Below are 17,183 nucleotides of genomic sequence, written 5' to 3'. Positions count from 1 at the left end.
AAGCAAATCAAGCAAAAAACTATAATGCTTTTATTGTCAGGGAATTAATTCCTGTAAACAGAGTACATTATACCATTCTTGTTTAGTAAAAATGTTATAGCGCCATCCCGATGTGTTTGAGTTGTTACGACATGGTAATCATTTAATGTATTGGTTGTCATGTGGGACACCGTATTATGCTGCGAGTTGATAAAGGCATATGACGGCTGAACCCTATTGATAAACTGCGGCAGGTTTACTGAATAAGAGCCGTGATGCGGTATCTGCACAATGTCTGACCTGATGGCCTGCTGTTCTGATAAGAGTGTGTTTATCCCTTGCTTTTGAATATCACCACATAAAAGAATGGAATGCCCGGAATATTCAATCTTCACTACGCAGGAATTATCATTTGTTGATAAAGAAGATGAAGGGGAAAAAGAGGGATGGAGTATCTTTATCGTTACGGGTTCAAAACCTTTTATCTCTAATCCATGGGAAAGCGCAGCGGTATGAATATTTTTTTTATGGAGACGTTCGTGTATTATACGGCCTGTTTCCGATTGGAAAAAATATGGTTGTGAATACACTCGTTTTACGTTGAATCTTTCGATGATTGAAGGCAAACCGCTCCAGTGATCATTGTGTTCGTGGGATAAAATTACCAGGTCGATTTTTTTGATTTTTTCACTCCATAAAAAAGGCGCGACGATTTGTTTTCCCACATCATAATTGTGCCATGTACCTGCATCGTACAGGATGTTTTTCCCGTTGGGGAATTGAATAAACAGGGCAGCGCCATGCCCAACATCTAAGCAGGTCACTTTTAAAGCATGTGGCCTGGATTTTATTATACCGGAGAAGGTGAGAACATTAGCGCTTATCAGCCCCCATAGTACAATATGAAGATAGTGTATTGATAAATACGTGCGATAAAGAAGGAAGAAGAGCAGCAAATAATAGACGAAAATCCCTGTTAAAGAAGGCCCAATCACATAAAAATGGGAATACGGCAGGAAAGACAACGTTGAAACAATTGATTCCAATGCGATATCAGTGGCAGACGCCAGCCATGCAAAAACCGAAGCGAATGGAGGAAATATGGTCCCGAAGAATAACAAAACAATCCCGCTGACAATGATAATCCAGAATAAGGGAAACACTATGATGCTTATTACGGATACGTATGGCGTGAAAAGATGAAAGTAATATGCGGTGAGTGGCAGGGTGGCAATCCACGCTGCCAGAGAGACGCAAAGGAGTTTACGTACATATTTTTTTATAAAAAATAACCTGCCTCGTTCTTCAGGCGCCTGTAATTTTTCTACAAACAAAGCAGTCTTAAATAACACTGCCTCAATCTTTGGCGCACCATAGACGATGCCCATCGTTGCCATGATTGACAACTGAAACCCAATGCTAAAAAGGTCTGATGGATTTTGCAGGAGAATAAATAATATTGCCGTAAAAATACTGCTGGTGATGTCCCATTGCCTATGCACCAAATAGCCGCAAAAGAAAACAATGGCCATGATGCCCGCGCGTTGCACCGGTGGGTTAAAGCCCGTTAAAAGTGCATAGAAAATGGTAACGAACACTATTATACCTATGGTCGCTGTTTGATTGACGCCCAGGGCACGCAGCGGCAACAGCACGGTAACTATTACTATTCCAACATGAAAACCGCTGATGGCGATGAAGTGGATGATCCCTGTTTTTGCAAAAGTATCAATTGTTTCTACCGATAACCCCGCCCTGTTGCCTAATAACATGCTGCTGATTAACGGAGCACTATTACTGAAAGCGTGAGTGTAAATGGTGTTGTTTAAGTAATTTCTTAAAGCGTATATAAAACTATAAAACCGGCTGCGGAACGCGGGGTCTGCTATTTTTATGTTATTTATGTGTAGTATGGTCATTAAGGAATTAATAGACGGTTTTTGCCTCTTTAGATAATTTTCATAGTTAAACTCTCCGGGGTTGCCCGGTGTTTTGGGAAGATATGCGTGGCCAAGCAATTCCACTCGTTGACCGTAGACTAATTCTTGTAATGTGATGCCTGAAAGTAATTCCTCGTCCTGCAGGTATACGGTAACCCTGATGTGTCCAAATATTTCTTCCCATCCGGATACGGTTTTCATCTCTTTTGCCTGCAGTATGAAGGATATTTTATGGTGAGATTTTTCACCAAAGGTATTTGATTGGCGATTCAGAAATAGTTTATTATGTGCGTTTCCCTCCAAAATAATGGGAGGTTTGACAATTATTCCCCTTACGCGGAGTAAAGATTTTTGCGTACCCAGCGCGTGTTCAATGTGATTGCGTGGGATAAAATCATTACGGCAATCGTAGTAGGCAACGGCAAGGATAATGATAAAAATACACAACAATGGCAGCAGGAATACGCAACTTTTGTTTAAAAATAAGGTGAAAAAACATACTATCCAGAAGAACAGGCATATTCCAAGGGTTATGGAGAGGGGAATTTTTGTCTGAGATCCAAGATAAATACCGCAGAGAAATAAAAGTGTAATGGGGATGATAGGTCTTTGCATATTTTTGGATAAGGCAGGTTAATAACGGTAACACTTTGGTTTTTTGGGAAAAGTAATTGTTAAATCATTGCGTAAAGCTTTATTTAACGAAAAATGTTAGTTGAATGCTTGATTAATGTCAACGTAATTGGTTATATTTACGAAGGGTTAAATTGTAACGGTATTGTAGGTATTTCATTTATCGGGGAGGCAATAGCAATGATTTATAAAGGGAAAATAATAACAGATCCGGCAATAATGCTTGGTAAACCTATAATTAAAGGGACGCGAATAACCGTTGAACATGTTCTGAGAAAGCTATCGGAAGGTATAACCGTAGAAGAATTATTAGAGGTATATCCTCATCTCACAAAAGAGGATATCCTGGCTGCTCTTTCATATTCCGCAGACGTAATTGAACTGGAGGAATTAATTGCCACTTAAAATCCTTGCCGATGAAGATGTTGATTTTCGGCTAATAAAAAATTTAAGGACTACTGGAAATGCCCACCCCAAATTGCTGTTCGGGAACGTAACGGCGCCGGAAACTACATCTGCGGGTTCAGGTTACAAACCTGGACCCGCCTGGAATCTTTTGAATGACAAATCCGTTTCAATCCTTTCAATAATTTCAGAAAGCTTCTTATCTCTTATTCATTTTACTTCAATCTGAATCCCTGTTCCCCCTGAGTTGAACTGACGCACCGCTTCTTCCGAATGTTCATGAATGCACAATGTGGATAATATGTTAAAAGGCAAGGTCAGATGGTCGGCGCCGCAAAGAAGCGAGCTGCTTGCTTCTTCAGAAGATTTGATGCTTGCCGCCAGAATTTCCGTGGTGCTACCGTGAAGTATCTTTGACATTGCATTCAGAAGCGCAAGCCCGTCTCCTATCAACTTTGTTGCGCGGTTAACATACACCGCAATGTATTGTGCGCCTGCCTCACTTGCCACTAATGCCTGTGATACGCTGTATAGTGCAGTTACGCAACAGGGTATTTCTTTTGAAAGAGAATAAACTGCCTGAAACCCGGCGGCAACCGGAGGGATTTTCAGTACAAGCTGGTCGCCTGCAATCTCTTTTGCCATACGGGCTTCCTTATGCATGTCTTTACTATTAGATGAAATAAGCTGATAAAACAGCTTTCCCATATTGAGTTCTGCAAGTTGTGCTAATACGGATTCAGCCTTCCTGCCTGCTCCGGCAAGGAGCAAGGGATTTGTCGTAATTCCTTTAACCCATCCGAAATCCTTTGCTATCTTTGCTTCTTCCGGAGTGGCGGTATCTATAAATATTGACATAAATGATGTATATTAAAAACTGGGAACCCAAGGCTGGCATAGCCAGAACCAAACAAGTGCGAGATAAAAAATACGAAGCACGAAATACGAAACAAATTCCCAAATCCTCCCCCTTGCCAGCTCCAAAGGGGGAGAATGTCCCCCGCTGGCGGGGGTGCAGGGGGTGGATTCGTATTTAGCATTTCGTATTTCACCATTAAATATTTTGCCAAAAAATGCAAAGAAATTACTGCTAAGGTACTAAAAAGGGGGGCTGAATCATGGATTATTCACGTTACAATTCAAATCATTGTAAAATCACTGCCTATCAGATACAATGCCATATCATACCTTTTATACACTGTTGTGTAAACAATCACATAATTTTTTAATTTCTTTCACTGCCCACTATGTTTTGTACAATGCCAGCAGATTGTCTAAAATCTTCTTCTGAAATCCGTCAGTGGTATGAAGAGAAGTATTACTCTCTTTCTATTGCAGGTCTTTGGTTAAAAGGCGGGGAGCCTAATACTATGTCCCCAGCCCTGTTTTCTGAATCTGAAGTGCGATTTCTTATATGCCGCCTGTCAACATACCGCGATGTGTCTGCTTCTATCTCCCACGCATTGATAGCGCAAATAGCACAGGAAACCGAAGGGGTCTTTACCGACTTTGCCTTTCTTCCGCCTCCCAAAGACCTGAAAATAATGATCGATGCAAAAATTCCACTTTGGGTGGGAACCACCACAAAGGAGCCGCCTTGTGCTTTTGACGTCATTGGTATAAGCAACTCCTTTGTGCTGGAAATGCTTAATTTGCCCAAATTATTGCTCTTTTCAGGCATACCCCTTTATAAAAGCGAGCGCATTGATCAAAATACTATTCCTCTGATTGTGCTGGGAGGCGCTAATGCTGCTGTTACCCAAACACTACACGGAACGGTGAATGAACAGGGCGGTAAAAATCATTACGGACTTGTGGATGCTGTGTTTATTGGCGAAGGAGAGTACGCCGTAAAACAATTCCTTGAAATAGTAAAACAAGGAAAGGCACTTGGCTGGACAAAGGCAAGGATATTAAAGGGATGCCACGGCAAAGTAGACGGGTTTTATGAACCCGATAAATATGAACACCGCTATAAAACAATTGTACAAAACAATCTATCGGCACAGGAATTATCGGAAATTGCCCCGAAGGCGCCTTACGTATCCTGTCCGGTAAAGAGCGCCATAGTATATGACCTTGATCAAACACGGACGCTGGAATCAGGCCCGATATGGTATGACCCTGAAGATTTGGGCAGCGGTAGTATACAAATCAGCAATGGATGCCCATGTTTTTGCTCGTTCTGTGCGGAAAGCTGGGAGCGGAAACCGTACAGGGAAAGATCGCTGGCAAAATTGTCAGAAAGTATGAAAAAGGCAAAGGCGCTTCAGGGGCTGGATACCATAAACCTCATGAGTTTTAACTTTAATACCCACACGGAACTCTATCCCATGATCCTGTCGTTTTACCGGGAAATCACCAATGTAAATCTGAAAAGCCAGCGCTTCGACCTCCTCTCTACAGATAAATTCCTCGCAGAGGTGCAAAGAATCATTGGCAAGACTACGGTAAGCTGTGGTATGGAAGGCATCAGTGAACGATTGCGCCGTTACCTGCATAAGAATCTTACCGAAGACCAAATATATACTGCCTGTGAATATTTATTCGAAAATGGTATGCGGGAACTCAAGATTTTTTTGATTTACACAGGACTTGAAAACAAAGAAGATCTTGAGGAATTCAGCAGATTTGTGGAAAGCCTCGCCGATTTAAAAAACCTCTCTCATTGCAAAACAAGGGTTATTTTCAGCCTGACGCGTTTGTACTATCCGCCACACACTCCACTCCAATTCGATATTTGCAAGACAGCGCTTGAGGAAAATAAAAAGATATTTATTGCAATAGAAAATACATGCAAAGTCAACGCTATGGAATTTCGTGAAAGCGCCTCCCATGAAGATACCTGGCTGATGCAGCTCCTGGCAATGGGTGATCGCAGATTAACCCCCGCCCTTATACGTTCATCGATTGCCGATGATTTTATTTATTACAATACGGTTCCCAAACAAGTGAAAAAGAACTGGAAAATATATTTAGAGGAGTCAGGTCTTTCAGAAAATGACTTTTTTCAAAAAAAGAGCGAAGAGCGGATACTCCCCTGGGATGAAATTGATACAGGCATTACTAAACATTTTTTATGGAAAGAATACGAACGTTCCATAAATTTTACCGAACAGGATTACTGTTTAGGCAGGGAGGGTATTGAAGTAAATTGTACTGGCTGCGGCGCATGCCCAACGGCAACTCATAAAAAAAGCCTGACCCAACACACCACTTTTCCTCCCTTTTTGCGGGAAGATATTAAACATGTTGCCGACGGCAAAAAAAATCAGATTACACTGCGGGTTATTGCCGAAATCGACCCTGTCCTGCGTTTAATCCCGAAACGTTTTATAGGGGTAGCTATTGCGCGTTCTCTTATGATGGCGCTGCCCCACATTACCCCTTATTATTACGCCTTATCAGGGTATATAGGAGAATTTATAGATGGAAAACCGGCGGTAGATTTTGCTTATGGCATAAATATCTATCACCTTTCTTTCCTTTCAAATGCCATCACAGAAGAAGCATTACAACGGGAAACGCTCGCCGGGAAAATTGCCGGTATACAAAAATATTGTTCCGGCTTCAGCATACATGAACTCATACCTGAACCAACAGACAAATCAGACGTAAAATTCATACTTTACAAAATGCAATTTCCACCGGATATTTCGGAATCCCTTATTGAACAAACATTGGGGAAATACCTTCATGACACCTATGTAAAACATACCTTATTGAAAAGAGGCGGCGGCATTATATTTAAAGTAAATGAAAAGAGTAAAAAAAAGGCGTCTGTTATTTATGCCAGAATTGATGCATCCACAGCGGGGCATGAAAACGGATTCCAACTCATCATGCTCGTAACACAACGCTTTGATTTCAGATCGTTTCTTGCGGCATGCTATGGGTTTGAAAGAAGGAGGGAAATCATTCGTACAAAGATTGAAGCGTTAGGATATTACCGTAGAAAAATTGATCTAATAGAAAACAAGAAATGCGTGGTATGCAACAGTTTTATACATGAAGACACCTTTGCAGGTAAATCAGCGAAAGAAAATCAGTGTCTTGTTTGCAGTATAGATGCGGATTAAATGCCGCCTAATGAAAAATAATTACCTTGGGTTTTAAGGTACTATGTTTGTAACTACACAGAGGGGGACGTTCAGTTGTTCTTATATATATCGGGGCGGGAAAATTGTCACGCCGTTTTCTTTAATTCCTGGGCAATCAAAGGTATCTTGCCATTCACAACGTCAGGGGTAACTAAAAAGGTTGAACCATTTTTACAGTCAGGCAAGTGATACATAGGATCTAACATAAAACTTTCAAATACAGAACGTAATGCCCTTGCGCCAGTTTCTTTTTTCAGCGCTATTTTACTAATTGCCATCAGTGCCTCATCGGTAAATTCCAGTTTAGCATTTTCCATTTCAAAGAATTTTTGGTATTGCTTTACCAATGCATTCTTCGGCTCAGTCATTACCTTGATCATATCCTGTTCCGTAAGCGGCAATAATGATACAATTACCGGCAATCTCCCCATAAACTCCACAATCATGCCGTATTCAATAAGGTCTTCAACTTCAACCTTATTCAGAAGAGCGCCCAGGGATGTATCATTATCGGAGGTTTCGTGAGTACTTTTTTTTGTATCAAATCCAATACTCGCCTTGCCAATCCTCCTCTTAATAATCTCATTAACGCCGCTAAAAGTTCCGCCGCAAATAAAGAGGATGTTTTTTGTGTCTATCTGTATATATTTTTGCTCCGGATGTTTTCTTCCCCCCTGGGGAGGGACATTCGATACCACACCTTCCAAAATCTTTAATAATGCCTGCTGTACCCCTTCACCTGAAACATCCCGGGTAATGGAACTGCTTGCATTCTTTCTTGCGATTTTATCTATTTCGTCTATGTAAATAATTCCCTGCTGTGCGCGCTTTACATCAAAATCCGCATTTCTTAACAAACCCAGCAAAATATTTTCTACGTCTTCTCCAACGTATCCTGCTTCTGTCAGAGTTGTTGCATCTGCAATAGCAAAAGGAACATTGAGCAGTTTCGCGAGTGTGCGGGCTAAAAGCGTCTTGCCGGAACCTGTAGGGCCAATTAACAGGATATTGCTTTTTTCTATTTCAACCTCATCATCCTTGCCTCTGTTGCTTGTTAGCAATCGTTTATAATGATTATATACAGCAACGGCAAGTGTTCTTTTTGCCTTTTCTTGTCCTATGATGTATTCGTTTAATTTATCATTTATTTCCATCGGAGTAAGAATTTTGCCCGCCGGCCTAACATCGGCGACGGAGGCATGCTCTTTCTTAAACAACATGTAGCATGTGTCAACACATTCATTACAAATAAAACTGTTCGCATTCCCCTGTATCAATCGCCCTATGGCTTCACGATTTCTACCACAAAAGGAACAGGTCATTTTATTATCAGCGGTCTTTTTTGCCACTTTAAAGCTTCTCCATAAAACGAAAAAGGTATATATGATACATAACGCAACTAAGCTGCAATCAGAAGGAGTTTTACCACGAAGAGTACGAATGGCGCGAAGAAAAACTTATAAAAAAAGTAGTTTTGTCGGGTAATACTATGAATGGTGAATGTAACAAACAATCAAAAAAGATGCAAATTTATTTTAATGGGTTAGTGGGAGAGATATCGTAACAGAAGGTGTTTATGGTTAAAGAATTCTTATTCCCCCACTTTTTTTGGCATTAGATTATGATAAGGATTTGACCTTGACAAGATATTTTAATTGAAGTAGATTCATTTTAGGATTTATCATTAACTAAAACTTCTCATTATTTTTGATTGTTGCGGGATTTGAAATGGGCGACTCTGATAAAATTGTTGACAGGCGACAGTTCTTTAAAGACTTATTTTATTATGTTGGCAACAAAGCCGCAGATTATACAAGCAAAAAAATCGACCGGATAATGCCAAAAGGGGATTATTTGCGTCCTCCAGGAGCAATAGAAGAAACGGAATTTCTCTCATTATGCACCCGTTGTGATGAGTGCATAATGGTTTGTCCCGCAAAGGCCATTAAGCGATACGAAGGGTTTATGGATGTGGCGATTGGCACTCCCGTTATAAAACCAAAGGAAAGTCCGTGTGTATTATGTAACGGGTTATTGTGTATTGAGGCGTGCAAAGACGGCGCATTAAAGCCCGTCGATACTGTTACTCAGGTAAAAATGGGGATTGCACGTATCAATAAGTCACAATGCTTTGCATGGGACGACCAGGATTGTCACCTGTGTTATATTAAGTGTCCTTTACAGGATGAAGCCTTGTATCAGGAAGACGGCAAACCGGTAATTAACGAAGAAAAATGTGTCGGTTGTGGTATTTGCGAATACGTATGCAGTACGATAAACAGTACGTGTGCAATCAAGACGCTTCCGCAGGGTTAACGTCCGTAAAAAATATCATACCATTAACACACACTATGTTAGAAAAATGCGGAGAAAGATGCGGTATTTTTCTTTATTGGAACAGGTAATTTTTTCATCTCACACCAACAAATACGTTGTGCCATTTTTGGCGTCAGCGATTAGAACAAACTTATGAAAGGGGTAATGATGTCTGACTGTAAGATACCGTTTACTTGTGAACTTTGTGATAAACAGTCTTCCTGCCAATTAGACCATATAGAACACAATAAATGGGCAATCGCCCAACGCATGAAGGAGATTACCTACAAAATCGTTGTAATGAGTAATAAGGGCGGTGTGGGAAAAAGCACCGTCACTACAAATCTTGGCGTGACATTGGCTTTGAAGGGATACAAGGTAGGCGTTGCCGACGCGGATATACACGGGCCAAATATACCCATGATGCTGGGAGTAGAGGGACAAAGACTTAAGGGGACAGAAGAAGGCATACTACCGTTAGAAGTGCTCCCAAATTTAAAGATTGCCTCTCTTTCCTTTCTCATCGAAGATCCCGCGCTTCCCACAATATGGAGAGATGCCGCAAAGTGGGATTTTTTATGTGAATTAATGGGAAGTATCTGTTGGGGAAAACTGGATTATCTGCTGGTTGATTTACCGCCGGGCACAGGCAACGAGGCCATTTCAATCATTGAACTTATTGGCAAAGTGGATGGTTCTGTTATTGTCACGACGCCCCAGGATGTAGTTTTGCTTGATGTAAAGAAATCGGTTTATTTCTCGAGAGACAGCAATGTGCCGGTCATTGGCGTGGTAGAGAACATGAGTGATTTAGTATGTCCCCACTGCAAAGGGCACATAGAAGTGTTTAAAACGGGAGGCGGCGAAAAGATTTGCAAAGAATTAGGATTGACATTTCTTGGCAAGATACCGTTGGATCCTGAAGTCACAAAGAAATGTGATGATGGCGAGGCATTTGTAACTGCTTTTCCTGATTCGGAAGGAGCAAAGGCCTTTAGCGAGATAAGCAAAAAGTGTGAAGTATTTGTCAGAAAACAAACAGAAGAAAACACGGAAATAAGAGAATACAGGGAAGTCCCTTTTTTGGGTAAAGTACCTGTAGACCCTAACTTTGTTGAATAAGGAATGCTGTCTGAGTAGTTGTTTATAATGACTCCGCCCATACTATTCAAATAATAAGCGTATTCCTCACAAAACATACTCCGCTAATAACTGCCCGCCGCAAAATAATGTTACCCTCCCGCTGATTTTAACCAGGATAACGTAGGAGGGGTTTCTTGCCCGACTTTCAGGATTAACGTGTTGCAAAAAACAGGTGTTTTTTCATATTTTTCTCCCGATCCATCTGAGCGTCACGATCATAAAAAGAGAGAGAGATAACGGATATTTTAAAACAAAAAAGAGACCTCTTATGTTTCGTTCTATCAGAATAAAATTAATATTTTTCTTCCTGCTGGCTGTCCTTACTCCATTGTTGGTGATGCGTCTTATCGCTTATCCCACTGCACGAAAAGCTATCCATGAAACGACCATTAATAATTTACAACTGATTACCTCTAAAAAAGCTTTTCTGTTGAATGACCGGTTAAAAAAAATACGGCGAGATGCGGAACATCTCGCAAAAAACCCTTTTATGGCTGCTGCTGTTTGTTTAGCAAAAGCAGATAACACTACCACCACACGATTCGTTTCTCTCCTATCCACGGAAAACAATTTACATGAATTTATTATCAGTGACATTGACGGTAATATTTGTGTGTCAACTGACGGTAGCATTATAGGGTTAAACATTGCCGGCAGTAAGGGTTTTCTCCAGGCAGGGGGTGGTGAAATATGTTTTTCAGAAACACCTCCTATAACTACATTTGATACACTTGAAGCACAAAACTGGCAGGCAATTTTTAACACATTATATGCCTACATACCAATAAAAGAAAATGGGCATATAGTGGGTATAGTAGTATTAAAATCAGACCTCTCTTTCCTCAGTAAAGAGATATTAGAAATACCACATGGAGATAATTACGCAGTACACATTATCAATAGGGAAGGGCAATTTATTGCCGGATTGGCTCCTGGAAAACTCCTCCACACTACAGGAAATTTTGCCAAAGAAATGCCACTAAAAACCCTCCTGACAGAACCGGGAACAAACCAATTTACCAGGAGTGTAAAAGCATGTTTAGCCGGCGCTAATGGATATGACATGATTGGTTATGTTAATAACGCCGGAAAAACCGTACTGGGGGCATGGCATTGGGTTCCCGAACTGCAGTGGGGTATTATTGTCGAAGTTGATGCAGATAAAATATCTCTCGTTATGAATGAACTTAAGAATTCTATATCAAAAATACTTTCTTATTTGACCGTTGCAGGCATTATTATGGCGATATCGGGGATCGCATTTGCTTTTATAACCGGCCAAAAAATAGGCACCCCCATTCTTACCTTAACAAAAGCAACTCGTAAAATGTCTGCCGGAGATTTTTCGCAACGCGTGGAAATAAACACACGGGATGAAATACAGGAACTGGGAGATGCGTTTAATGTCATGTCAGCATCCGTTCAGGGAAAAACAACAGCACTGGAAGAGGCGACAAATTTCTTAAAAAGCATTCTGGTCAGTTCTACGGAACATTCAATCATTGCAAGTGATCTTTGTGGAAATATTCTGGAATTTAACGAAGGCGCAACAAGAATGTTTCAATATGCGCCGGAACAAATGATAAACAAATCAAATATAAAAATGTTATACACCAGAGAAGAAATACTGTCCGGAAAATTTCAAAAAATACTTAAATCTGCATTATTTACCGGCAGCTACAAAGATGAAATGAAACTGGTGCGTAAAGATGGAAAAACATTTACCGGATATACAACCATCACCAGGAGGAATTCTTTCAGCGGCTCACCAACAGGTTACGTAATAATCATAAGGGATATTACCGAACAAAAGTTACTGGAAGAAGAGGTCAATAATTATACGGTTCACCTTGAAAGAATTATCGAAGAAAGAACACATAAATTAATCATCTCTGAAGAAAAATATAAACGTTTGTTCGAATCAAGCAAAGACGTCGTTTTTTTCTGTGATATAAATTGTCAGTTTGTCGATATTAATCAGGCCGGCATTGAATTGTTTGGTTATGACACAAAGAATGATATTTTACAACTCAACCTGATTCATCATTTATTTTACAAAGCGTCAGAAGGTAAAATAATAAAAGAAACCATAAACAAAAACGGTTATGTAAAGGATTTCGAAATAGCGTTAAAAAGAAAGGACGGCAGCAAAATTCCCTGTATGATGACCGGCAGCCTGAGAAGGGATATGCGGAACAACATCATTGGCTACGAAGGTATTATTATAGACCTGACTGAGTGGAAGAAGATTGAGCAGGAAAAAGATATCCTGAATAATATAAATAAAATATTAGCCTCAAGACTGGATATCAGAGAGGTTTATAAGTCCCTCAGCGAAGAATTTCACAAAGTAATTGCTTTTGACCGCTTAAGCATTGCATTGCTTGATGAAAAGAGGGTTGAATTTTTGACTTTCGCCGTTTCGAAAGATTATCGTTTTTCTGAATTGGAAGAGGGGGTGCAGTATTCTAAACAGGGTACACTGGCGGGAAAGGTGGTGGAAGACGGTGAGTTTTTTGTCGTTCACGATACTTCCAGAGGCCCGTTTTCAACAGACCCTATTTTATCAAAGGAAGGTATTAAATCCCGCCTGTCGGTCCCTTTAATTTGCAAGGGAGAAATCATAGGAAGCCTTAATTTCGGAAGCAAAAAGGTAAACAATTTTACAGAAGCACACGTGGATGTTATTAATAAGATTGTTCCGCAGCTAGCTATTGCAATTGACAATACACGCCTATTTGATAGAATCAAATACTCTGAGGAAAAATACAGAAATCTGGTAGAAGATATAGAAGACATCATCTTCCGTCTTGATAAAAACGGAAGGTTTATGTTCCTCAACAATGCATTAAAAAATGTAACGGGATACCTCCCCCAGGAGTTTTATGATGCACCTTCTTTAGCATTTAAAATAATCCACAAGGATGATGTTGCATTGGTTAAGCATATAACAAAAGAAATCATTGGCGGCAGAACAAAGGTATTTAAGGGTCTGGAATACAGGGTTTATTGCAAAAACGGCAAAGAACTCTGGTTTTCTCAAAACACATATCCTATAAAAAATAAGAACGGATGTGTGATCGGTGTTGAAGGCATTATACAAGACATTACTGAAAAAAAGAAAATAGAAGAGCAAATACGCCGTTCAGAGCGGCTGGCGTCCATTGGCGAATTGGCGGCTTCCATTGCCCATGAAATAAGGAATCCGCTCGGAGCAATATCAAATTCCGTCTGCATGCTGAAGAGAGATTTGGTTCTTAGCGACGATGATAAAAACCTGTTCAATATGGTTGTTGAAGAGACCGAGTGGCTGAATAATATAATTTCCAATTTCCTTACCTTTGCGCATCCCGCCGAATACCATTTTACCAAAAGTGACATTGCAAAAATGGTTGAGGAGACATTAATTCTTTTGAAAAAAGACGCCAGGTTCAACGGGAATATCAGGATTAAAAAGAACTATAGCAAAGCCCTTCCAAAGATATTTCTGGATAGAATCTGGATAAAAAAGGTATTCTGGAATTTATTGATAAACTCTATAGACGCCATGCCAAATGGAGGTGAAATCTCCATTAGCCTGAAAAAAACCGGAGTCCCGAATGATGATAAAATAGAAATTATCATTTCCGATTCAGGTATCGGCATACCGCCGGAAAGAATTAAAAAGATCTTTGAGCCTTTTTTTACCACAAAAAAATCAAGAGGCACCGGATTAGGGCTCTCCATCGTACACCGCATTTTAGACAATCATGACGGTACGATCGATGTAAAAAGCATACAAAACAGGGGTACAATATTTACAATCAGGCTACCGTTAAACAATAAGAAATCCCGCACCGTTTCCGTTTGAGGTTTTTAAAAATTATGTATACTATTCTTGTCGTTGAAGATCAAAAAAATATGAGAGAATCTCTTGTAATTGCTCTGAAAAGGGCTGGTTACAAGGTTACAGGGGTTGATAATGGCGAAATGGCCATACAACAGCAAAAAGAAATTGGCTATGATTTAATTATTGTGGACCTGAAAATGGGAATTATGGACGGACTTGAAGTGCTGTCAAACGTAAAAGAAATCAACCCCTCAACGGAGGTTATTGTCATGACTGCATTTGGCACTATTAACAGTGCTATCCAGGCGATAAGAGACGGGGCATACGATTACATCACAAAACCCTTTCATCTGCCCGATATGCTTTCCGTCATTGAGCGTGCACTGGAAAAGAAACGTTTGTCTGAAAAGGTTAATAATTTACAAAAAGGCACAAAAGAACATTACAAATTTGAAGGTATTATTGGCAATTCTCCGGTAATGATGCGAATACTGAATATACTGGCAGAACTGACGAACAGTGAAAGTACGGTATTAATAACCGGAGAAAGCGGGACGGGGAAAGAACTGGTTGCACGTTCCATACATAACAACAGTCCAAGAAGCAACAAACCATTTGTGGTAGTGAACTGTGGAGCACTGCCTGAATATTTGCAGGAAAGCGAATTTTTCGGGCATGTTATGGGTTCCTTTACCGGTGCGGTAAAGGATAAAAAGGGGCTGTTTTTTGAGGCGCAGGGGGGGACTTTATTTTTAGACGAAATTGGCGAGGCGTCGCTTTCCACCCAGGTTAAACTACTAAGGTTTCTGCAGAACGGAGAAATCCGCAAGGTTGGTGATAATAAACCTGTATTCCTTGATGTACGCGTTATTGTCGCAACGAATAAGGATCTTGAAGAATCTACTAAAAACGGCGGCTTTCGAAAAGATTTATTCTACCGGTTAAACGTCATAAGAATTCATGTACCGCCCCTTAGGGAAAGAAAAGAGGATATCCCCGCCCTGGTGAATTATTTTGTAAATGCGTGTTCACACAAACTCAACAAGAAAATACCTGAAATTTCCGAAACTGCGATGAGTACACTTTTAAACTACTCATGGTACGGGAATATCAGGGAATTGGAAAATGTGATTGAACGGGCAATTACATTATCAAAAAATGGCCGCATCATGCCGGCAGACCTTGCAATACAGGAATCCCTTTTTCATGATTCTATCGACATACTTCACGATTCCGGAGGAATCAGAGCCGCATTAGCCCAACAGGAAAGAAAAACAATTGTAGAATCCTTAAAGAAATTTGCAGGAAACCGCAAGCAAGCGGCAAATAATTTAGGAATTTCCACCACCACTTTGTGGAGGAAAATGAAGGAATACCACATCATACCAAAAATAAATTATAATGTTGAAAATGGTTGAGGAATAACTTAATGGCTATTACGGACTCATATTCCAGGCAGATAAACCGGCTGCGAATCTCGGTAACAGAGCTTTGTAATCTCAGGTGCACTTATTGCAGGCCGGAAGCCGGCATTGCGCTTATGGAACATAAGGATATCCTTACTTATGAAGAAATAATAGCTATCATACAATCTGCCTTAAAATTCGGCATAACAAGTTTTCGATTAACCGGCGGAGAGCCGCTTGTCCGAAGGGGTATTGATTCATTTATCAGAATGCTGGCAAAGGTAGAGGGCATAGAAGACCTTGCAATGACAACAAACGGCATTTACCTGAAAGACTATGCAAAAATACTCCGGAAAATTGAGGTGTTTAGGCTAAACATCAGCCTTGACAGCATTCAGGAAACAAAATACAAACAAATCACGCGCGGAGGGAATTTAAGTGATGTATTGGACGGCATAGAAGAAGTCCTTCAATTACGATTTAAAAATACAAAAATCAATGTAGTTGCAATGAAGGGCATTAATGATGATGAATTTGAAGATTTTGCAAGACTTACACTGGAACGTGATATCGAGGTGCGTTTCATTGAATATATGGCGATGAATAAAAGCAGCCTGACTTCAGAAAATAAATTCATTTCCTCCTCTGAAATAATAAGTACTATCGAAAAAGATAATGAACTGATTCCTCTACCTAAACCAGTGCTTGGCAGCGGCGCCGCACGAGTATATAAAATAAAAGGGGCTCTCGGCACGATAGGATTTGTTTCCGCTGTAAGCCAGCCTTTTTGCGATTCGTGCAACCGGCTTCGGTTAACTTCAGAAGGAAAACTTCGCTCTTGTCTTTTATCGGGAGGAGAGGTTGATTTGAAGTCTATACTGCGGAACAATTTCAGCGAAGAATTGCTTCAGGACGCCTTTATCCGTGCCGCACATTTAAAACCCCGCAAACATTCCGGCAGAGGGCATGTGGTTATGCACAAGGTAGGCGGTTAAGAGTAGAGTAGTATCCCCCCCAACTCAACTCAACGGGAGCATTCCCGATTTTTTGTAAAAATGCCATTAGCAGGGGGGAGGGGAAGAATAGTAACTCAAGCTTCCAGCTTGAGGGTAAAATACCACAAGCAGTCATCATGTTGCATTTGCAACACCCAGAAACGATGAAAATGGTTTTATAGCCATATCATATTGCGGTATCTGTGCTTGAGCTATTTTTTGTAGTCTTACTTTCGAGTCGGAAACATCTGGCATTTCTGTTTCTGTACCGGTTCAAATGTATAGGGCCATCCAAAAGGTCTCTGCTTGTCATTGTAGGGGGGGGCTCAGCTTGTCATTGCGAGGGTCTTTTCCGAAGCAATCAATATACTACGAGATATTTTGTGACATAAGAGGCCCCATATCGCGGGAGAAAGAAGCAAATTAAGGGTGGCTCA

General features: G+C 40.5%; 11 protein-coding genes. 8 read left to right on the top strand and 3 right to left on the bottom strand.

Annotated features, from left to right (window positions below; all coding sequences use genetic code 11):
* Positions 1-44: 44 nt before the first annotated feature.
* On the bottom strand, positions 45-2,534 hold the full coding sequence (locus QZT26_RS03810) for a DNA internalization-related competence protein ComEC/Rec2 (protein ID WP_295100768.1): 2,490 nt from the start codon (positions 2,532-2,534) through the stop codon (positions 45-47).
* 93 nt (positions 2,535-2,627) lie between these two features.
* Between QZT26_RS03810 and QZT26_RS03805 the strand changes: the two genes are divergently transcribed.
* On the top strand, positions 2,628-2,957 hold the full coding sequence (locus QZT26_RS03805; protein WP_230405704.1) for a DUF433 domain-containing protein: 330 nt from the start codon (positions 2,628-2,630) through the stop codon (positions 2,955-2,957).
* Complete coding sequence (locus tag QZT26_RS03800) at positions 2,947-3,186, top strand: hypothetical protein (protein WP_099325664.1); 240 nt, start codon at positions 2,947-2,949, stop codon at positions 3,184-3,186. The genes QZT26_RS03805 and QZT26_RS03800 overlap by 11 nt, the downstream gene beginning before the upstream one ends.
* Here QZT26_RS03800 and QZT26_RS03795 read toward each other — a convergent pair.
* Positions 3,168-3,815 carry a transaldolase family protein gene (locus QZT26_RS03795; RefSeq protein ID WP_099325665.1) on the bottom strand — a complete coding sequence of 216 codons (648 nt, stop codon included), beginning with the start codon at positions 3,813-3,815 and terminating at the stop codon, positions 3,168-3,170. The two genes, QZT26_RS03800 and QZT26_RS03795, sit on opposite strands and share 19 nt — an antisense overlap.
* A 401-nt stretch (positions 3,816-4,216) precedes the next feature.
* On the opposite strand from QZT26_RS03795, the gene QZT26_RS03790 reads away from it, so the two are divergent.
* Positions 4,217-7,036, top strand: a complete 2,820-nt coding sequence (locus tag QZT26_RS03790; RefSeq protein WP_295100764.1) for a radical SAM protein — start codon at positions 4,217-4,219, stop codon at positions 7,034-7,036.
* Between the two features lie 107 nt (positions 7,037-7,143).
* On the opposite strand, the gene clpX is transcribed toward QZT26_RS03790, so the two are convergent.
* Complete coding sequence (gene clpX / locus QZT26_RS03785; RefSeq protein WP_230405703.1) at positions 7,144-8,406, bottom strand: ATP-dependent Clp protease ATP-binding subunit ClpX; 1,263 nt, start codon at positions 8,404-8,406, stop codon at positions 7,144-7,146.
* Positions 8,407-8,785: 379 nt separating this feature from the next.
* On the opposite strand from clpX, the gene QZT26_RS03780 reads away from it, so the two are divergent.
* The 5 genes from QZT26_RS03780 to moaA all read left to right on the top strand — a co-directional run bounded on the left by QZT26_RS03780 (position 8,786) and on the right by moaA (position 16,746).
* Complete coding sequence (locus QZT26_RS03780) at positions 8,786-9,373, top strand: 4Fe-4S dicluster domain-containing protein (protein ID WP_099325668.1); 588 nt, start codon at positions 8,786-8,788, stop codon at positions 9,371-9,373.
* Positions 9,374-9,538: 165 nt separating this feature from the next.
* Positions 9,539-10,495: an Mrp/NBP35 family ATP-binding protein gene (locus QZT26_RS03775; protein ID WP_230405702.1), complete on the top strand. Its 957-nt coding sequence runs from the start codon at positions 9,539-9,541 to the stop codon at positions 10,493-10,495.
* Between the two features lie 289 nt (positions 10,496-10,784).
* The gene (locus QZT26_RS03770; protein WP_157820580.1) at positions 10,785-14,366 is read left to right on the top strand and encodes a PAS domain S-box protein; all 3,582 of its coding nucleotides are present in this window, start codon (positions 10,785-10,787) and stop codon (positions 14,364-14,366) included.
* A gap of 14 nt (positions 14,367-14,380) precedes the next feature.
* Positions 14,381-15,763, top strand: a complete 1,383-nt coding sequence (locus QZT26_RS03765) for a sigma-54 dependent transcriptional regulator (RefSeq protein WP_099325671.1) — start codon at positions 14,381-14,383, stop codon at positions 15,761-15,763.
* Between the two features lie 11 nt (positions 15,764-15,774).
* On the top strand, positions 15,775-16,746 hold the full coding sequence (gene moaA, locus QZT26_RS03760; RefSeq protein WP_295100754.1) for a GTP 3',8-cyclase MoaA: 972 nt from the start codon (positions 15,775-15,777) through the stop codon (positions 16,744-16,746).
* Positions 16,747-17,183: the final 437 nt, after the last annotated feature.

The sequence above is a fragment of the uncultured Candidatus Kuenenia sp. genome (genome assembly GCF_900696675.1).
Lineage (GTDB): Bacteria > Planctomycetota > Brocadiia > Brocadiales > Brocadiaceae > Kuenenia > Kuenenia stuttgartiensis_A.
This window is presented reverse-complemented; position numbering and strand designations above follow the sequence as displayed.